At 70.0% G+C, this 19,112-nt stretch carries 18 protein-coding genes and 1 pseudogene; 7 read left to right on the top strand and 12 right to left on the bottom strand.

The window, feature by feature from the left end; genetic code table 11:
* Positions 1-40: 40 nt before the first annotated feature.
* The 5 genes from AC08OQ_RS03775 to AC08OQ_RS03755 all read right to left on the bottom strand — a co-directional run bounded on the left by AC08OQ_RS03775 (position 41) and on the right by AC08OQ_RS03755 (position 5,300).
* Positions 41-1,603 (bottom strand): CYTH and CHAD domain-containing protein, encoded by a 1,563-nt coding sequence (locus AC08OQ_RS03775; protein ID WP_476599248.1) that lies wholly within the window; start codon positions 1,601-1,603, stop codon positions 41-43.
* A 185-nt stretch (positions 1,604-1,788) separates the two neighbouring features.
* Entirely contained in the window at positions 1,789-2,589 is an 801-nt protein-coding gene (locus AC08OQ_RS03770) for a CPBP family intramembrane glutamic endopeptidase (RefSeq protein ID WP_476599246.1), read from the bottom strand.
* Positions 2,590-2,679: 90 nt separating this feature from the next.
* Positions 2,680-3,672, bottom strand: a complete 993-nt coding sequence (locus AC08OQ_RS03765) for a cytochrome d ubiquinol oxidase subunit II (RefSeq protein ID WP_476599244.1) — start codon at positions 3,670-3,672, stop codon at positions 2,680-2,682.
* The gene (locus AC08OQ_RS03760) at positions 3,672-4,109 is read right to left on the bottom strand and encodes a hypothetical protein (protein WP_476599242.1); all 438 of its coding nucleotides are present in this window, start codon (positions 4,107-4,109) and stop codon (positions 3,672-3,674) included. The genes AC08OQ_RS03765 and AC08OQ_RS03760 overlap by 1 nt, the downstream gene beginning before the upstream one ends.
* 15 nt (positions 4,110-4,124) lie before the next feature.
* Entirely contained in the window at positions 4,125-5,300 is a 1,176-nt protein-coding gene (locus AC08OQ_RS03755; protein WP_476599240.1) for a cytochrome ubiquinol oxidase subunit I, read from the bottom strand.
* A 587-nt stretch (positions 5,301-5,887) separates the two neighbouring features.
* Here AC08OQ_RS03755 and AC08OQ_RS03750 point away from each other — a divergent pair.
* From AC08OQ_RS03750 to AC08OQ_RS03720, 7 genes are all read left to right on the top strand, one after another.
* Complete coding sequence (locus AC08OQ_RS03750; RefSeq protein ID WP_476599238.1) at positions 5,888-6,445, top strand: BlaI/MecI/CopY family transcriptional regulator; 558 nt, start codon at positions 5,888-5,890, stop codon at positions 6,443-6,445.
* Positions 6,446-6,458: 13 nt separating this feature from the next.
* Complete coding sequence (locus AC08OQ_RS03745) at positions 6,459-7,727, top strand: M56 family metallopeptidase (RefSeq protein ID WP_476599236.1); 1,269 nt, start codon at positions 6,459-6,461, stop codon at positions 7,725-7,727.
* 546 nt (positions 7,728-8,273) lie between these two features.
* On the top strand, positions 8,274-9,680 hold the full coding sequence (locus AC08OQ_RS03740; protein ID WP_476599262.1) for an ROK family transcriptional regulator: 1,407 nt from the start codon (positions 8,274-8,276) through the stop codon (positions 9,678-9,680).
* A 301-nt stretch (positions 9,681-9,981) separates the two neighbouring features.
* Positions 9,982-10,908: a TauD/TfdA dioxygenase family protein gene (locus tag AC08OQ_RS03735; protein WP_476604547.1), complete on the top strand. Its 927-nt coding sequence runs from the start codon at positions 9,982-9,984 to the stop codon at positions 10,906-10,908.
* A 206-nt stretch (positions 10,909-11,114) separates the two neighbouring features.
* Positions 11,115-12,155, top strand: coding sequence for an ABC transporter substrate-binding protein (locus AC08OQ_RS03730; protein ID WP_476601605.1), 1,041 nt, complete (start codon positions 11,115-11,117; stop codon positions 12,153-12,155).
* 42 nt (positions 12,156-12,197) lie between these two features.
* Positions 12,198-13,040: an ABC transporter permease gene (locus AC08OQ_RS03725; protein ID WP_476601606.1), complete on the top strand. Its 843-nt coding sequence runs from the start codon at positions 12,198-12,200 to the stop codon at positions 13,038-13,040.
* A complete protein-coding gene (locus AC08OQ_RS03720; RefSeq protein ID WP_476601607.1) occupies positions 13,013-13,828 on the top strand; it encodes an ABC transporter ATP-binding protein in 816 nt (271 codons plus the stop codon). Before AC08OQ_RS03725 ends, AC08OQ_RS03720 begins: the two co-directional genes overlap by 28 nt.
* On the opposite strand, the gene AC08OQ_RS03715 is transcribed toward AC08OQ_RS03720, so the two are convergent.
* The 7 genes and pseudogenes from AC08OQ_RS03715 to AC08OQ_RS03685 form a co-directional block, all read right to left on the bottom strand.
* On the bottom strand, positions 13,822-15,075 hold the full coding sequence (locus AC08OQ_RS03715) for an FtsX-like permease family protein (protein ID WP_476601608.1): 1,254 nt from the start codon (positions 15,073-15,075) through the stop codon (positions 13,822-13,824). The two genes, AC08OQ_RS03720 and AC08OQ_RS03715, sit on opposite strands and share 7 nt — an antisense overlap.
* Positions 15,072-16,193 (bottom strand): FtsX-like permease family protein, encoded by a 1,122-nt coding sequence (locus AC08OQ_RS03710; protein ID WP_476601609.1) that lies wholly within the window; start codon positions 16,191-16,193, stop codon positions 15,072-15,074. Before AC08OQ_RS03710 ends, AC08OQ_RS03715 begins: the two co-directional genes overlap by 4 nt.
* Positions 16,190-16,906: pseudogene (locus AC08OQ_RS03705) on the bottom strand (ABC transporter ATP-binding protein). Before AC08OQ_RS03705 ends, AC08OQ_RS03710 begins: the two are co-directional and overlap by 4 nt.
* The gene (locus AC08OQ_RS03700) at positions 16,903-17,427 is read right to left on the bottom strand and encodes a PadR family transcriptional regulator (RefSeq protein WP_476601610.1); all 525 of its coding nucleotides are present in this window, start codon (positions 17,425-17,427) and stop codon (positions 16,903-16,905) included. The pseudogene AC08OQ_RS03705 and the gene AC08OQ_RS03700 overlap by 4 nt, the downstream one beginning before the upstream one ends.
* Entirely contained in the window at positions 17,393-17,791 is a 399-nt protein-coding gene (locus AC08OQ_RS03695) for an HhH-GPD-type base excision DNA repair protein (protein ID WP_476611899.1), read from the bottom strand. Before AC08OQ_RS03695 ends, AC08OQ_RS03700 begins: the two co-directional genes overlap by 35 nt.
* 197 nt (positions 17,792-17,988) lie before the next feature.
* On the bottom strand, positions 17,989-18,282 hold the full coding sequence (locus AC08OQ_RS03690; RefSeq protein ID WP_476593287.1) for a ribbon-helix-helix protein, CopG family: 294 nt from the start codon (positions 18,280-18,282) through the stop codon (positions 17,989-17,991).
* Complete coding sequence (locus AC08OQ_RS03685) at positions 18,275-18,583, bottom strand: hypothetical protein (RefSeq protein ID WP_476595923.1); 309 nt, start codon at positions 18,581-18,583, stop codon at positions 18,275-18,277. The genes AC08OQ_RS03690 and AC08OQ_RS03685 overlap by 8 nt, the downstream gene beginning before the upstream one ends.
* Positions 18,584-19,112 lie beyond the last annotated feature (529 nt).

Raw genomic sequence — 19,112 nt, 5'->3', positions numbered from 1 at the left:
CGGTCAGACCACGGCAGAGCCCACCCGGCACGGCCCCGGGTCAGCGGATCCAGCGGCGGTGCCGGGCCGCCGAGATCGCGGGCCACGCATCGAAGAAGTCTCGTTCCGCCATGCGTGCCCGGCACTCCTCCAGGCCCAGCAGGACACCCAGAGTAAACGCGGTGGGGGCGCCCTGGGCCTGCGCTGCCGTCCCCCAGTCCCCCAGCAGCCTGCGCGCGACGGTGGCGTCCTGATGGGTTCCGAGCAGCTCCTGCGCGATCTGGGCCTGCTCGACCAGCCGCGCCGCGTCATTCCCGTACAGCGGCGCGACGGCCTCCGCCGCGTACCGCAACCGCTTGGCCTGCTTGCGGGCGGAATGCAGCAGTTCGTCCCGTTCCTGGCCGACTTTCAGAGCGGTCGCGGCGCGGACCTTCTTCGCCAGCTTCCGGTCGGCGCCGAGCAGCAGGTCGGGAAGGGCCTTGCCGGCCGGACGGGCCGCCGCGGGGGTGAGCGGGCCCCGCAGCAGGGTGAGCAGGTTGGAAACGAGGGCGAAGTACCGGTCACTGCGCAACATGGCCAACACCTCCGCCCGGCCGTTGGCCGTGCCGGCGCCGAGGTGCGCGGTGACCGTCTTGTGCACGGGCCCCACGACCAGCTCGGTGGGCAGCTCCGCCAGGCGGGTCTCGAAATAAGCGGCCTGGACCTCGGCGTCGCGGGCGCCGGAGAGCGCGCCGGCGAGGTCCCGCAGCTCGCCGTCCAGGAAGAGCGATCTCTCGGGCGGGAACAGCGGCGCGAACGTCCGCAGGGTGCTGCGGGCCCGACGGCAGGCGACGCGCATCTTGTGGACCGCCTCGGGCTCGTCGAGCCGCACCCGCGGATCGGCCGCGAGCAGGGCACGCGCCTGTTCGATCAGGTAGGCCCGTACCACCTCGCCCGCCGGCGTCCTGCGTCGTGGCTTGCGCGGCGGCGAAGGGACGTCCGGCCCGGGGCCGGCGGCCAGCGCCTCACCCAGGACCCGCGCGAGCTTCGAGGAGTCCACCGCCGGGGTGGCGCCCGCGGCCGTGAGCAGACCGGCGACCTCGTCGAGCACCTCGGGCCCGCCGTCGACGAGTTCGACCTCGATCTCCCGCCAGCTGCTCAGTACCGTCTTCTCCCCCAGAGTCTGCGCGGAGACCTGGTCATCGACGACCTCGGCCAGGTCGACTCCGACCGTGCCCCGCAGCCGGCGCGCTGTCCGCAGCGTCCGCAGCCTGGCGACCAGCCGCAGCTCGGCGCCGCGCAGATGGACCGACACCAGATCGACAAACTCCGCGGGAGGGCTGTACCGCGGGCCCAGGGTCACCCCGCCCACACCCTCGTCGAGCGGGAGCTGAAGCTCGTCCCGCTCCCCCACCCGGACGGGCAGCTTGAGGTGCCATCCGGCGTCCGCTCCACCGGTCCGACGCCGCAGTGTGATCTTGTTACGGGCCAGCCGGAGATCGTCGCTGTCGTAGTAGACGGCCTCCAGACTGACGGTCTTGCGGGTGCGCGCGGTGGCGACGCCCGCGACCTCCCCTAACTTCGGGAGCACAAAGGTCGGTTCGACCGAGAACTTGCGCTCGATCTCGCGGATTCCGTTGACCATCGGTCCTCCCCGACCAGCCATACCGCGGCAGGCACTCGACGGCTACGCCTTCCGGCGCCCCGTGGCCTTCCGGCGCCCCGAACCCGCCAACGTTGACGTCCTCGAACGATCCACCGCCCCGCGGTGCACCGTTGAGATATGCATCGTACGCCCAGCAGACGATCTATATTTCCCCACCCGTAACCTTAGCGCGACGCTGGGATCCAGGAGATCTTTCCGACCAACGCCACGTATCCGACGAACGCGACGGTGTCGATGAGTGCGTGGGCGATGACGAGCGGCAGCACCCGGCCGGTCCGCTGGAACAGCCGGCCGAACAGCAGGCCCATCGCGAGGTTGCCGGCGAACCCACCGAGCCCCTGGTAGAGGTGATAGGAACCGCGGAGCAGGGCGCTGGCCGCCAGCGCCCGGTTGGCCGTGACACCAAGTTCACGCAGCCGTACCAGCAGATACCCGGTGACGATGATCTCCTCGGCGAGGCCGTTCTGCGCCGCGCTGAGGACCAGGACCGGCACGCGCCACCACACGTCCGGCAAGCCCGACGGCGCGACGGTGAGGTTCGCCCCGCTGTGCCACGCCAGGAGGTAGAGGCCCAAGCCGAGCCCGCCGACCCCGGCCGCGATCGCCGCTCCCCGGCCGGCGTCGCGACCGGTGTGCCGGCCGTCCAGGCCGATCGCCCGCGGTCCGCCTCCGTGCCTCGTCAGCAGGTATACGGCGAGCAGCGCCGGCACCAGCCCGGTGACCAGGTCAGCGAGTTGGAGCGCGAGGTCCAGCCAGGGCCGTCCCGGCGCCGCCGAGGTGTTCAGCCGGGCCACCTGGGAGCGGACGGGGCCCGGCCGGGTCAGCACCCCGACGTAGCGGATGACCGCGAACAGCGCCGAGGTGGCGAAGGAGACCCCGAGCACGAGCCAGATCTCGACGACGAGCTGCCGGCGGGTGAGCGGCTCGCCCGCGATGACCGGCGCCTGAGCGGGGGCAGAGGTCACGCGACGACCGTAGCCCACCGCCACGGCGGGCCGGTCCGATCACTCCGCCGGCCCGATCACTCCGCCGGCCCGATCACTCCGCCGGCCCGATCACTCCGCCGGTTCTGGTCGGGAGAACAGCCGGAACAGCATCATCAGGGACGGCACGAGCACCACCAGACCGCCGACGATGGCGAACAGCATGGCCCGGATGTTCGCCGTCGGCGCCGCGGCCGTGTCGACCGTGGCCTGCCCGACCACCAGGTCCGGGTACTGGGCCACCGCCCAGCCCCAGAGCATCGCGCCGACGGCGAGACCGGCCGCGATGCGGGCGGCACCGAACTGCTCGCGCCAGAGTGCGACGAGGGCGCCGATCCCGCCGAGGGTGGACAGGGCGACCAGGGGAAGCGAGCGGTCCCTGAACCGGCCGGCGACCTCCGGGGCGTCCGCCCACAGGAGGGGCAGCAGGATCGCGGCGAGTGCACCGCAGAGCACGGCGCCGCCGATGGCCCGCCGGCGGAAGTCGGCTACCAGGTGCGCGGTGGCCGGGGAGGATGCGGCGTCCCGGCAGAGGTAGACGGCGGCGAGGAAGGCCGTCGCGGCAACCGCGAAGGCCCCGCAGACGAGCCCGAACGGGCTGCGCACCGGCGCGAACGGGTCGTCGGTCGACAGATCACCGCTGGCCAGGGCCGCACCGGCCACCCCGAGCGCGAACGGGGCGATCGTCGAGGACACCGCGAAGACGTGCCCCCACCAGTGGTCGGGACCGGCCCCACCCGCCCCGTAGGACCGGTACACGTACGCGGCACCACGCAGCACGATGCCGACGAGGGCCACGGACAGCGGCACCTCCAGGGAGGAGCCGATCACCCCGTAGGCCTCGGGAAACCCGCTGAACATCGCCACCACGATGAAGATCAGCCAGACATGGTTGGCCTCCCACACCGGGCCGAGTGATGCCGAGATCAGTTTCCGCTGGTCGCCGGCGTGCCGTCCGCGTGCCAGCAGGTCCCACACCCCGCCACCGAAGTCCGCGCCACCGAGCAGCGCGTAGGCGGTGAGCCCTGCCACCATGATGATCAGAAGAAGGTCAGCGCTGGTCATCAGTCTTCTCCCCGCCCGCCGAAACCGGTGGTGCCGTCGGATCCCGTTCCCGTTGTCTCACCCGGGTGCGCCGAACCTCGGGATCCCTCGGGACCGCCGCCGGTGCGCCGCCTGCCGGACACCGGCGGTTCGACCGGCAGTTCAACCGCCGGTTCAACCGGCGCAGGTTCGGGCCGCGGCTTCGGGATGGACGGCGAATCGGAATCGGTTGTCCGCCCGGACCTGGCCGGGCTCGCCTCCCCCGCGCCGTGAACGGCCGTGCGGTGGACGCCCGCGGCGGGCCGCCCGGACCGGATCTCCGCGACGGCCGGGCCGCCGGTGGCCATCCGGCGCAGGATGAGGATCAGCGCACCCGCGAGCCCCAGGTACAGGACCAGGGAGCCGGCAAACATCGGCGCGACCCCGTCGGCGCCCGTCACCGCGTCGTGAACCCGCATATGACCGCCCACGATTCACGGTTGACGACCACCCTCGGTGACCTCCCAGCCAGCCATCATCGACAGCGCGGACGCCGGTCCCGTAGCCGCCGCGGCGAACAGCCACGGCCGCCCGGTGGGCAGCAGCGTCTTCTCGCCGCGACGGCGCCGGCGGACGACGGCGGCACCGGTCAGGGCGGACAGTCCGATCAGCGCAGAACCGAACCCGACCATCGTCGCGAACGACCCGTGCACCAGCAGGCCGTTCGGGCGCTCGTCCGGCGGGGCGGCGTCCAGACCGGTGATCACGTGATCGGTGCTGAATCCCTCCATCAGCGAGAGCAGACCGGGGATCTCCAGCCCGTAGCGGACCTCGCCGCTCTTGTCGTCGTAGAACCCGCCGAGGGTCAGCGGCGCGTGCGACCTGGTGTGGTAGAGCCCTTCCATCGCGGCCAGCTTGAACGGCTGGTTGGCCCCGACGACCCGGGCCGCCCAGTCCCCCACGATCAGCTGAAGCGGCGCGCAGACCAACACCACCGCCAGGCCGATCCGCAGCCCGCGCTGGTGGTAGGCGTCGCGGCGACCGCGCAGCATGCCGACCGCGTAAATACTGGCGACGGCCCCGCCGGTGCACATCAGCGCGGCCAGCAGCATGTGGACCAACTGGGGCGGAGTCCCCGGACTCAGAAAGGGCGCGAACGGCTCGGCGGCGACGACCTTGCCGTTCACCTCGGTGATCCCCCGTGGCACGTTCATCCAGGCGTTCACCGTGATGATGAACAACGTCGACAGGGTGCCGGAGATAGCGATCGGCCACAGCGTGAGCCAGTGCGCGCGCGGCGACAGGCGCTTCCAGCCGTACAGGTACATCCCGACAAAGATCGCCTCGGTGAAGAACGCAAAGCCCTCCAGGGAGAACGACAGCCCGAGCGCACTGCCGTACTTCGACATAAACGCGGGCCAGAGCAGGCCGAACTCGAACGACAGCACCGTTCCCGAGACGGCCCCGACCGCGAACAGCACGGCGAATGCCCGCGACCACTTCTTCGTGAGCGCCAGCCAGGTCTCGTCACCGGTCCGCACCCAACGCCCCTCGGTGTAGATCAGCAGCCACGGCATGCCGACCCCGAACACGGCGAAACAGATGTGAAACGCGAGGGAGAACGCTGTCTGGGCGCGGGCAAGGTCGACGGCATCAGCGGCGAGAACCATGCGCACAGCTCCTTCGGTGGACCGCGAGGGGAAAAATCGGCCGAGAGCCAACCGATCCTCTACGAGGCATAGAGGTTTCTACGGTATGTAGCCAATTCTCCTGGCGACGAGCAAAGCGCAGTGAGCTCGATGACATGGTCAAGACCGACGGCACCACCGACGGCGCTGTCGAGACGTGCGCCACGGTCGACGGCACGGGGCGGGACCGGAAGACGCCTCCATTGCAGCCGTCAGCCTGTTCGATTGATGGCCCGTTCGGCGGATGGCTCGTTCGGGGGATAGCCCGTTCGATGGATGGTTCGTTCGGCGGATAGCCCGTTCGGCGGATATATAGTTTTATAAGTTATAAAGATGTTTCCTTTTAAAGAAATTCGGGCCGCATAAACGGCGGCGGATCAGTCAGCCGGCGGGTTCGCACTGGTCCGGAGAGCCGGGCGCCGGGTGGGAGCCGGGAGGCAGATCGGGGGCCGGAAGGCCGGTTCCTCCCCGACGGCCGGCACCGTTGCCGCGTGGCTGTGACGCAACAGGCCTCAACGAAGCACCCCGTTCGGTCCCACGAATGTTCTACGCCACGTAGGATTGGCACCATGGCGCGCCTGGGTGACCTCGAACGGTCGGTCATGGACGTGTTGTGGGCGAGCGACGACTGGCTGACGGCCCGTGAGGTCGCCAGTCGTCTCCAGCATGAACGCGATCTCGCGTACACCACCGTGCTGACCGTGCTCGAACGGTTGGAACGGAAGGGATTCGTGCGGCGTCAGCGTTCGGCGCGTGCGCATCGCTACGCGGCCAGCGACAGTCGCGAGGCCGTCGTGGCCGAGGCGATGATGGAGGCGCTCGGCACGGCGGACGATCGTGGTTCCGCCCTGGTCCGCTTCGTGGGGTCGGTGTCCGCGGAGGAGGCCGAGATCCTTCGCCGTGCCCTGGAACCCGCTGGTCCCGGGGAACCCGGCATCTTCGTGCCTGACGGAGAGGTCCCGCGCGCCGAGGATCCGCAGGCCGAGGATCCGTACACGGAGGTCCGGCACGCCGAGGCCCGGCGCGGTCCGGCGATCGGCGACCCGCCCCGCAACGACCCGGAGCAGATCGTTCCGGTAGCCACCGACTCGGATCGAACGGCCCAGATTCCGCCCGACCACCGGTAGCGTTAGCCGGGACATGACGACCGCGGCACTTCTCGCCCTGTTCGCGGGCGTGTTGGCCTGGCCGGTCCCACGCCTGCTGGCCGCCGCGCGCTGGCCCTACCGATGCCCACGGGCGGCGATCGTGCTCTGGCAGGCGGTCGGTCTGGCCGGCGGGGTGTCGGCGCTGCTCGCGGCGATCGCGTTCACCGTCTCACCGCTGTCCAGCGACACCCCGACCGCCATCGCCGACCATCTCGACAACATCGCGGCCAGCGCGCCGCTGACGGGCCTGGGTCTGGTCAACCTCATCGGCCTCGCCGTGGCGGCGGCCTTGGCCTCCCGACTGTTCGGGGTGCTCGGCACCTCCACCGCAGCCACTCTTCGCGAGCGTCACCGACACCGCGACCTGGTCGATCTGGCCGGCCGTCGGCATCGCCGGCACGAGACCTGCGTCCCGCCCGACCATGCGTCCCATCATTCCGGCACAGCCGCGGACTCTGGCACAACCGCAGGCCCCGGCACAGCCGTCGGCGGCGGGGGCGCAACCGGCTGCTGCCTGTGCGAACGCCGGGACCGGTCCGGCATCCTGCTGCGTATCCTCGATCATCCCGTCGCGGTCGCCTACTGCGTGCCGGGGGTGCGGCACGCCCGGGTCGTGGTTTCCCGCGGGCTGCTGAACACCCTCGACGCCACCGAACTGGACGCCGTGCTCGCCCACGAGGCGGCCCACGTCGCCGGTCGTCACGACCTCGTCATCCAGCCGTTCGTCGCATGGGAGCGGACCTTCCCGTTCCTGGGCCCGGCCAGGGAGGCGACCGCGGCCGTCTCGCTCCTCGTCGAGATGCTCGCCGACGACGCGGCGGCCCGGCAGACAAGCCACCGATCGCTCGCGCGGGCCCTGGCCCGGCTGGGCGGGGCAAGGGCACCGGTCCCCGCCGGGGCGCTGGGGATCATCGGTTCTCCGGCCGCCGTGCTGCCCGCGCTCGGCTCCCACGATCCCACGGCGGTCGACGTCCGCGATTCCAGCCCACCCAGCCCAGGCAGCCCAGACGCCGACCGGCCAGATCCCGGCGGGCCCCATCCCGACGGGCCAGACCCCGGCGGGCCCCACCTCGGCGATGCGGCGCCCGGCCGGACACGACCGGTCGGCGGCGGCCCCCGGCGCGGCACGGCCAATCCGGTCATCTCGCGGATCGCCCGGCTCCTCGACCCGCCAGAAGTGCCGTGGTGGATGCCGCCGTGCGCCTACTTCGGGGCGATCATCGTGCTCGCCGCGCCCCCGCTCATTCTCCTGGTCGGCTGACAAGACCCCGGTACGGGGCGTCCGGCCCCCGGCGACAAGACACCGATCAGCAACGTTGCGCCATAGCTCGACAACGGAAGGCGATAATCTCTACTTTTTTTATTGACAAGCTGCGGAATGGTAGCTACTATCAGCGTCATGAGCCGGCGCCCGCTTCTGGTCTGCCGTGCACACATTGACTTTCATCGCGTCGCGAGCGCGCTCTGTCGCCCTCACCATCGATCCCGCTGATCATCAGACTCCGTTCCGCTGGCTGGCATCCGTCACCGTAAGCCCCCGGCGCCCGGTGACGGCACCTGCCGTCTCGTGCCCGAGCCAGCCAACGGCAGCCGACCTGATGTCAGCGAAGAGTGGGCCCCTCCCTCCGGTCCACCGTCCTTGTGGTCAGCCGTGCCCCCGGTCCTGACTTCTCCGTGCGTTCCACCTGCCTGTGTTTGCACGCCTTGCGCGTGCGCGGCGACGAGAGGCCCGCCCCGTCGGCCGCGCGGTCGCATCACGAGGAGGTTCTCCGTGCCCATACGCGACAAGGCGCCAGTACGCGACAAGATGTCGGCGCGGGAAACGCTGCCGGCTCAGGGAAGGCCGCGGGCCGCGGCGGGGGCCGTCTCCAGGCTCGGAGCCGGGAGAACCACTGCCGGCGGCACGGGCAGCCCAGGCGGCTCCGGCGCCCCCAGTGATTACGGTGCCCCGGGTGGCTCCGCGGGCTCCGCGGCGGCGATCCTGCGGGCGGTCCTCGACCACGGTCCGGTTGCCCGCACCGCCATCGGGAGGGCAACAGGGCTCAGCCCGGCGGCGGTCTCCCGGCAGACGGCCGGGCTGATCTCCCTGGGTCTGCTCCGGGAGCTTCCCGCCTCCTCGCTGGCTCCCCGGGCCGGGCGGCCGCACGTGCCCCTGGACGTGGACACCGACCTTCATCTGGCCTGCGGGGTGCACATCGCCGTCCCGTTCGTCACCTTCAGCCTTGTCGACCTGCGTGGACAGGTGGTGGCGCGGGAGCAGTTGCCGCGGGAGGGTGGCCCGGCGGACGTCCTTCGGATGATCGCCCAACATCTGCCCGGCTTCCTCGCCCGGCGTGCCCGGGGCAACCGTGTCCTCGGCCTCGGCGTCGTCACCGGCGGCCGGGTCGACCCCGACCTCGGCGTGGTGATCGAACACGAGCCCCTGGACTGGCATGACGTGCCGGTCCGGGAGGTGCTGGCGGCGGCCACGGGCATGCCGGTGCACGTCGACGGGCACGCCCGCGCCCTGGCCCAGGCGGAGATCCTCTTCGGTGACCCGCGCGCCCGGCGCAGCCTGCTGCAACTGTTCGTCGGCAACGTGGTCGACGCCGCGTTCGCCACCGACGGATCGGTGCACATCGGACCGCACTCCGCCGCGGGCGGCATCGCTCACCTGCGGCTCGCCGACAGCGACGCCCCGTGCCGCTGCGGCCGGTCGGGCTGCGCGCAGGCGGCGCTGTCGGAACGGACCATGCTGCTGCGGGCGGCCCAGGACGGGATCATCTCTCGTCCGGACCTGCAGGTGCTGCTGCACGCCGGGCTCGCCGGCGACCCGCGCGCGCTGTCGCTGTTGCGCGCCAGGCTCCGGCTGGCGGGTCGAATGATCAGCCTGCTCGTGGACATGATGGACCCGGAAATCGTCGTTCTCACCGAGGCCGCCACGCTCTCCCTGCCGGATCTGTTGGTCGACCTGCACGAGGAGATCGCCGCGCACTCACGCGTGTACACCGATCCCGAGCGGATGGTGCTGCCGAGCAGCTTCGGCATGAACGTGCTGGCCGTCGCCACGGGAGCGACCGTCCTCGACGCGGTCCACCGCCGCCCACACAGTCTGCCCGTCCCGCTGCCCACCCCGATGCCATCGCGGACACCATCACCGACGGCCTCACCGACACCGACAGTCGCCGCAGCCGCCCGCCGGAGGTATTCATTCCATCAGAACACAAAACGTTGACGGCCCGGAAGGGCGAGACCGAAGATTGACCGGTGAGCGACTCCGGGAACGGCGGTACGGGAAGATTTCCCGCGGCCGGCGCGCGTTGTCGCCGATGTTGACGCCCTGCGTCACGTGCCGCTGTCCATCGCGACAGAATCCGTAGTCGATCGCGATAGCGCCGATCGCGATAGCGCCGATCGCGACAGCGCAGACGTTCCCGGCACGCCCCGAGAACGCCTCCCACCGGTCCGTCACCCGGAATTCCGGCCGCCATCCCCGCCGTCTCCACATCTTTTCCCAACCCATGGAGGAAAACAGGATGACAACCACGACCCCTGTTCTGGGACTTGACGTCCGCCCGCTTTCCGGCTATATCGGGGCCGAGATTCACGGAGTGGACCTGCGCGAGGACCTGGACGACGCGACCATCGCCGAAATCCGCTCCACGCTGCACCAGTGGAAGGTCGTCTTCTTCCGCGGCCAGAACATCGACCACGCCCAGCAGGTCGCCTTCGGCCGGCGCTTCGGCAAGCTGACCCCGGCTCACCCGCACGAGGACGCGCCTCCGGCGAGCTTCCCGGAGATCCTGCCGATCGACAGCCGACGGTACGCCAGGTTCTTCGGAACGAAGAAGAAGGTCACCTACGACAATGGCTGGCACACCGACGTCACCGCGCTGGTGAACCCGCCCGCCGGGTCGATCCTGCGGGCCGACATCGTCCCGCCATACGGCGGTGACACCGCGTGGACCAACCTGGTCGCCGCCTACCAGGAGCTGCCCGAGCAGCTTCGGGACCTGGCCGATGGCCTGCGCGCCCGGCACAGCTTCGGAAACTTCCCCAGCGAGAGCGAGTACGGGCGGAAGGTCGCCGCAAACCCGCTGGTCGCGATCCACCCGGTGGTGCGCGTCCACCCGGAGACCGGCGAGCGGGCGCTGTTCGTCAGCCCGAGCTTCACCTCCAAGGACAGCGAGATCATTGGTTTCTCGCCGAAGCAGAGCCACCGGATCCTCGACCTGTTCTACGAGCAGATCTCCCGGCCCGAGTTCACGGTGCGGTTCAAGTGGAACCCCGGTGACATCGCCTTCTGGGACAACCGCGCGACCTCCCACCTCGGCCCGTCGGACCTGGGTCACCTCGACTTCGACCGGGTGCTGTACCGGGTGACCATCGAGGGCGATGTTCCGGTCGGCGTCGACGGCAAGGAATCCGAGCTGGTCGCCGGGGAACCGTTCCTCGGCTCCTGATCCGCTGTCCGCCGGTCTCCGCGGTCTCCGCGGGCACCGGAGCCGGCGATCCGCTGACAGCCGCGAGGGCCAAGTCCCGCGCGGCTGTCAGCACACCGCCAGACAATCCACCTCGAACGACAAGCCGCCCCGACCAACGATCCACCCCGAACGGCCACCGTTTGTCCGCCGGATCACGACCGAACGACCCGATAGGGAGATTTCCGATGCAGCATCGACGACCGCGCAGGCGGCGTCTTTCCCTCCTGTCCGCCGGACTCGCCGCGGCCGTCACGGTGACCCTGGCCGCCTGCGGGAGCGAGGACGGCAGCGGCAGCGCGGGTTCGGCCGCCACGGGTGGCCAGGTGACGCTGCGGATCGGCGACCAGGGCAAGTATCTGGAACTGCCGCTCACGCTCTCCGGCGAGGCGCGGGGCACTTCCTACGGGTTGAGCTGGAACACCTTCGCCGACGGTCCGCACATGAACGCCGCGTTCAGCGCGGGCAAGCTCGACGTGGGCTTCATGGGCGACACGCCGGTGCTGTTCGCGAACGGGGCGCACGCCGGCGTGACGGCGGTCGCCGTCGCGGAGAACCCGGTGAACACCCAGACGATCATCGTCAAGGCCGGCTCCGGGATCCACAAGCCAGCCGACCTCAAGGGCAGGCGCATCGCCCTCACCCTCGGTACCTCTCTGCACGGTTACCTGCTCAACCAGCTCTCGTCCGCCGGTCTGAAGCAGAGCGACATCACCCCGGTGAACGTGCCCATCACGAGCCTCGGAGCGACCCTCGCCTCCGGTCAGGTCGACGCCATCGTGTACGCCAAGCAGTACGTCGCCGCGGTCGGCCAGCAGGCCCCCGGTTCCTACGAGATCGAGACCAGGCCGCTCCCGGTCTTCTCGGTCGTGCTGGCGTCGAAGAACGCCCTCAAGGATCCGGCGAAGCGCACGGCGGTGCAGGACTTCCTGATCCGCCTGTCCCGGGCGTCCGCCTGGCCGAAGGCCCATGAGGACGAGTGGATCCAGAAGTACTACGTGGGCCAGCTCAAGCAGAACCCGCAGGCGGCGAGGAAGTACTTCGACTCGCTACCGCAGGCACTCTACAAGCCGGTCTCCGAAAGCTTCATCGAAAGCCAACGCGTGCAGGCCCGGCTGCTGATCGACGTCGATCAGCAGCCGAAGACCCTGAACGTCGACGACGAGATCGACAAGGGTTTCAATGCCGAGCTGACCGCCGCGTTCACCAAGGCCTCGCTGGCCACCTGAACCTCAGAACACCAGGACATTCCATCCGAGGGGGGGATCAACGTGACCGAACTCATCTCACCCGGCGGCGTCATCGCCGGCGGCCGGACCGAGGCCGGGCCGCGCGGCACCGGCGGGCGCCGGTGGATTCCGCCGGAGGTCCGCCGGTTCACCGGTCCCGCGCTGTTGTTCGCCGCCTGGTGGACGGTCACGGGACTCGGCCTCGTCAGCGACCGGTCGTTGGCCTCCCCGGCCGCGGTGTTCGGCGCGGGACGGGAGCTGTGGAACAGCGGCGAGCTGCTGGACAGCCTCGGCATCTCGCTCTACCGGGGCGGGGTCGGCCTGATCCTCGGAGTCACCATCGGGCTGACTCTCGCGGTGATCGCCGGTTTCTTCCGCGCCGGCCAGGACGTCGTCGACTCCGCGATGAACTTCCTACGGACGATCCCCGTCATCGCGTTGCTGCCGCTCATCATCGTATGGATCGGCATCGGCGAGGAAGCAAAAATCTTCCTGATCACCGTGGGGGTCTCCTTCCCCATCTACATGAACACCTACTCCGCCATCCGCGGGGTCGACATCAAACTGGTGGAGGCCGGTCAGACCTTCGGCCTCGGCCGGTTCGGGCTCATCCGGCGGGTCATCGTTCCCGGCGCGCTCCCGGGCTTCCTCGTCGGTCTGCGCTGGGCCCTGGGAGTCGCCTGGCTGCTGCTGGTCTTCGCCGAGCAGGTCAACACCGACAAGGGCATCGGCTACCTGCTCAACAGCGCGCAGTCCTGGAACCGGACCGACATCATGGTCCTCTGCCTGGTCATCTACGGAATCCTGGGACTCGTCAGCGACGGAATGGTCCGTATCCTGGAAAGGACGCTGCTGTCATGGCGCGGCGGCTTCGACGGAACCTGAGCACCGACACCGACGACGCTCAGTACACCACCATCGCTCAGCGCACCACCGAAACCGGCGAAACCCGCGGTGCCGACGGCGCCGCCATCCGGATCCGCGGCCTGCGTCGCACCTTCGGGGATCACACGGTCCTCGACGGCCTCGACCTCACGGTCGCCTCCGGGGAGTTCGTCGCTCTGCTGGGCCGCAGCGGGTCAGGGAAGAGCACGCTGATCCGCATCCTCGGCGGCTTCGACGGCGACATCTCCGGCGAGGTTCTGGCCACCCGGCAGCGTTCGGTCGTCTTCCAGGAGGCCCGGCTGCTTCCCTGGACACGGACCCTGGCCAACGTGACGATCGGTCTGTCCGGCCGTGACGTTGCCGAACGCGGACGGGCGGCGCTCGCGGAGGTCGGGCTGGCCGGGCGGGAACGGTCCTGGCCGGTGACCCTGTCCGGCGGTGAGGCACAGCGGGTCGCACTCGCCCGGGCGCTGGTCCGGGAGCCGGACCTCGTCATGCTCGACGAACCGTTCGGGGCCCTCGACGCCCCGACCCGGATCAGGATGCACGCCCTGCTCCAGCAGCTGTGCCGTCGTCACCGGCCGGCGGTGCTGTTCGTCACGCACGACGTTGACGAGGCGATCCTGCTCGCGGACCGGGTGCTCGTCCTCACCGAGGGACGGCTCTCCCTCGACGTTCCGGTCGATGTGGCGCCCCCTCGGCGACGGGCCGACCCCGCCTTCGACCGGCTGCGTTCCACGCTGCTGGCCGAGCTCGGTGTCGACGAACTCGCCGAAGGCGATCACTGACCCGCCGCCGTCGAGCGGGCGATCTCGGGTCCGGTGGTCTGCGCCAGCAACGGCATGGTCGACGCGATGACGGCGAGGGAGGCGACGAGTCCGGTGATGACGAGCAGGTAGTACCCGGCTCCGGGTGGATGGAGGGCCTCGTCGAGCTGCGCGCGCAGGAAGAGCTGGGCCGCGAGCAACCCGGATCCGGCGGAGACGGCGGCCGTGAGCATGAGCGGGGCGACCGTTTCCAGGATGACAACATGCCTCAGCACCGCGAGTGGCGCGCCGGCAAGGCGCAGGAGGCTGAACGGGCGTTTGCGGTCGGCCAGGCCGCTGGCGACGCTGACCGCCAAGCCACAACCGGCGATGGGCAGGCTGGTGAGAATCACGACGTCCGCCAGCCGCCGGTAACTGTCAAGATGCCACGAGCTCTGGGCGTCGGCCTCCGCGAAGGTCACGGGCGGAAACGTTCTCGGGTAGGCGATTCCGAGGATGGTACGGACCCGTTCGACCGCGGCCGTCGACCCGTCCGTGGCGACGACGATCTCCTCGAGGGGAAGCCGCTCCAACTCGGTGACGGACGTCCCGGCCGCCGGCCACGTGGTGTCGGCCATTGGCGAAGCCACGTCGACCACCGAGCCGCCCACGCGGAGCCGGATGGTCACGGCCTCGGCGCCGGCCGGGCAGCGACCGAGCGTCGGGACGCGGGCAAGCTGGGCACAGGAGACTAGTTCGGGCGGCAGGTATTCACGCGGATCGGAGCCGGGAGCGGCGTGGATCAGCGCGATCCCCATGACGCCTGAGGCCGAGGCCATCGCTCGAGTCGTGGCGGAGGGGATCGAGCTGGTCGTGTTCATCGCGGCCGGGCCATCCCTCAGCGTGGCGACAACGGTCGCGTCGCCCGCGGCCTGCCCACCGGTGGTGCCGCCGTTGTACGCGACGATGGTGGTGATGATCCCGGTCGCGCACGTGCTGACGAACAGGGCGAGCACCAGCCCGCCGATCGCGCGAAAGCCCGCCTGAGGGTTGTCGGCCAGACGACGCGCGGCGATGAGGGTGGCCGCCCGCCTGGCGCGTCGGGCCATCAGCCGGGCGCCGGCCATCGTCAGCCAGGGTCCGGCGATGATCAGCCCGGCCATGGTCACCAGGATCCCGGCCAGGAAGACGACGGCCTGGGTGTGGCTGCTGGTCTTGGTGTCCGCGCCGATGTCGTTGACGTAGGCGAAGTAGCCGAGTTCGGCGAACCCGGCCAGTAGCGGGATCACGCGCCACGCGCGGGGCGGGCGGGGGGGGTCGCGCGTCGGGTCACTCCCAGCGGAGAGATGTTCACCCGACGCAACGCGACACGGGCCGCGACAGCGGCCGCGATCGGGATGCCGAGCGCGACGAGAAGCACGTCGGGCAGGCGCAGTGACAGGTCGGCGGTGAAGAACGCCTCGCCGGTGAACGGAATCCGCGCCAGCGCCGGGCGCAGTGCGTAGAATAGGCCGAAGCCGGCGGCCACTCCCGCGGCGGCGGCGACACTCGACTCGACGCCGGAGATCACCGAAATCTGGCGGGGCGTCGCGCCGATCAGGCGCATCGCGGCGAAGCGCTGCTCCCGGCGCGCGGCGGACAGTTGGGTCGCGGCGCCAATGAAGATCAACACCGGAAACAGCAACGCGGCGATCACGACCGCCAGGATCAGCGTGATGCCGTTGGAGTTGATGCCGACACCGAGCGCGCAGGCGCCGACGCAATCGCTGGGCGTCGTCGTGCTGATCCGGTTGACCAGGTCGACGCCGTCCTGGTGGGAGAGGTCCTCGACGCGGTGGCCGATGACGATGATCAGCGAGTTCGGCGCCGGCAGGGCCGCCGAGCCGATCGTGCCGACGAGGGTGCCGGGGTAGCGGTCGCCGAGCTGTGCCGCGGGGGTGTCGCGCAGCAGTTTCGCAAGAGCGGGTGAGGCGTAGAACTCCCCCGGGCCGGGGAGCTCCCCGATGCCGGGCGGGACCGGGGAGTGGGGGCCGGTGGCGGCGACGTCGACCCGCCCGATCTGTCGACCCCGGTAGTAGTCGGCGCGCAACCGCCACCACAGCGGGTCGGCCCCGACCGCGCCGTTTGCGGCGGCGGGCCGCGTCGACGCGCCCGGACCGCCCTGCCGGTCCGGCGAGCCCTGACTGCCCGGCCCGCTTGAGACGGCCGGCGGGGCCGGTGCGGCCGATCCGGGGTAGGCGGTCTCGAGCCAGGCGTAACGGGAGTTCTGGGTGCTGACGGCGTTGAGGCCGGCCAGCGTGGTCAGCAGCAGGCCCACGCCGATCGCCACCGCGATCGCGATGAGGGCCAGCCGGGCGACGGCATCCCGTCCGCCGGCCAGGGTGAGCCGAAGGCCGAGTCGGATCACGAGACGACCAGCTCGCCGGAGGTCACCCTGCCGTCGCGGACGATGATCTCGCGGTCGGCATAGGCGGCCACCCGGGGATCGTGGGTGACCAGGACGACGGTCGTGCCCTGATCGCGGGCCGCGGCCACCAGTAGTTCCATCACCCGCTTGCCGGTGAACGAGTCCAGCGACCCGGTCGGCTCGTCCGCGAACAGCACCTCCGGGTCGGCGACTAGGCCGCGGGCCAACGCGACGCGCTGGGCCTGCCCGCCGGACAATTCCCCGGAGCGACGGCGCCCGAGCCCGTCCAGGTCAAGTCACTCCAGCCAGCCGCGGGCCTGGCCCATGGCGTCGGCGCGGCGCGCGCCGGCCAGCAGCAGCGGCAGCGCGACGTTCTCCTCGGCGGTGAGTTCCGGGACGAGCTGCCCGAACTGGAAGACGAAACCGAACCGGTCGCGCCGCAGCGCGGCGCGCTCGTTCTCGCGCAGGGTGTCGATCCGCCGGCCGGCGAAGTGGATCTCCCCGGCGTCCGGGGTGAGGATTCCGGCCAGGCAGTGCAGCAAGGTCGACTTACCGGAGCCACTCGGCCCCATCACAGCCAGGATCTCCCCGGTGGCGACCGACATGCTCGCCGCGCGCAACGCGGGCGTCTGACCGAACGCCAGCCGGATCTCACGCGCCGCCAGCAGGCGCCCGGATCGGCCCGCCGCGGCGGAGGCCGGGGGCGCGCTCACGGCCTGACCACCCGTGCCAGCGCGTCCAGCCGGGCCGAGGTCAGCTCGATCCAACGAAGATCGGCCTCCAGGTGGAACAGGCCATGATCGGCGAGCAGCGCGTCGACCAGGCTCCCGGTGCGCTTGAGCTCGGTCAGTTCCCGCATCCGCCGCATGTGCGCGGCCCGCTGGGCGTCGAGGTACCGCTCGGCCGAGCGTCCCGACATCAGGGCCAGCACCACCTTGACGAACAGCACCGTCTGCAGGTGCGGCTCGGCCGCCACCGGCGTCGCGAGCCACGTCTCGACATCGCTGACGCCCTGTTCGGTGATGACGTAGCGCTTGCGGTCAGGCCCGGCGCCCGGCTCAGCCTCGGCCGCGATCGCCTTCCCGTCCCGAGCCAGCCGCGCGAGCGTCGCGTAGACCTGGCCGAACGGTAGCGGCTTACCCCGGCCGAAGAAGGTGTCATAGTCGCGCTTCAGGTCGTACCCGTGGCTCGGCTCTCGCTCAAGTAGCCCCAGAAGGGCCAGTGGAACGCTCATACCGCCAGAGTCTACATCGAGTGTATACTCGACGGTAGGCGGCTCCGGTCTTCGCGGCGACCTTCATCTGCTCGTAGTCACGCGCCTTGTCCCGCGTTGCCGGGCCGGTGATGTCCGCGACTGAGCGGAAGCTGTCCTCTTCCCCGAAGGGCTCCGACGCCTCGCGCCAGCCGGGCGGCGTGACGCCGAGCTGCTTGCCCAGCATCGCTACGAAGATCTTCGCCTTCTGTTGGCCGAAGCCCGGAAGCGCCGCGACCCGCTTGAGCAGCACCTTGCCATCGGTGGCAGTGGTCCACAGCCGCGCGGCATCCCCGTCGTACTCGTCGACGATCAGCCGGCACAGCGCCTGCACTCGCTTGGCCATCGACCCCGGAAACCCGTGCAGCGCCGGCTGCCGCGAGAACACCGCCCCAACGCATCCGCGTCGTAGTTCGCCAGCTCCTCCGCGTCCAGCGGCCGGCCGAGTCGCAGCGTCAGCTCATATGGCGCCACGAACGCCCGCTCCAACGGGATCTGCTGGTCCCAGCCAGTCCCGGAAAGATGGAGTGATGGATAAGGTGATCAAGCAGACTCGCGAAGGACCCTGCGCACGATCTCTTCGACCTGGTCCACGGTCACCACGGACGTCTCAGGACTCTCCATCGCCCGCGTGAGGATGCGCCGGACCAGGGCCGAGGTTGGAATGTGCTCGGCGGCCGCGCGAGCCTTGAGAGCGTCCGCCAACGATGTGGGCACCCGTACCGAGACGACGGCCTGTTCGGACTCCACCGCCTCCGCCTCGGCGGCTTCGGCCTCCTCAGCCGCGTACTCGGCTCGGATCGCCTCCCGCCGGGCACGTCTGGACGGATCAGTCATTGTCGCCTACTCCCTCCAGGTAATCGCGAAAGTCGCTCCCCCGGGTCTTCCAGGCGGTGATCCCGGCTTGATCAGTCGGATCGATGATCACAGTCAGCACGAACCCGGCGTTACGCGAGTAACCGATCAGGCGAGCCGCGCCTATCCTGCTCTTCGGGTCGGGGTCGCGAAGGATCCGTCTCGGGTCCCTGGCCGCCTCCAAGGTCCACTCGGGCTCGATGTCCGTCGCGCCAAGGTAGCGATCGGAACGGTGCCGGATGTACTCCGCGTCGTCCCGGTCCCACCACAGGCCGTCCACCACAACTTACAGTGTCACACAGCTACTTACCTACGCGCCGGGCGACACCCAGATGATCACTGGCCCGGCAACTGCCTGAGCCGACGGGTACATCGGTCGCCCTGGGGATTCGGTTTGACCTTGCCAGCCGCGATAGGGATGAACGATGCTCGCCTTGCTCCATCCGCAGCTATCGACGGACTGCCCGGAGAGCAAGATTCTGCACCACCATGGGCAGTAGAAGGTGCTCAGGGGACGTAATGAAGTAACAAATACGTGATCGAGAGCATCATCGCAGGTCACAGGCCTGTGGAGGGTTCGAAACGCGCAAGTTATTTCATTTCGACTCCTCAGCCTTGAGGACTCGTTCAGAAAGGCTCTCAATGGTATCGCCTGGCAGGACGGGGATTTCATGCCTGGCGATAACACGACCTTCGTCATACTGGGTCTTCGAAGTTAACCGGGGTGGGCGTGAGACCCCAGCCAGTTTGGTAACTGTGCGTAATGTTGGCTCGGCGTGGCCTGCTGTGACCTGATGTGGCATGCCTCGTGT

The sequence above is a fragment of the Frankia sp. CcCS3 genome, assembly GCF_977927575.1.
Note: the sequence above shows the minus strand (reverse complement) of the source record. Positions and strands in the feature narration are given on the sequence as shown.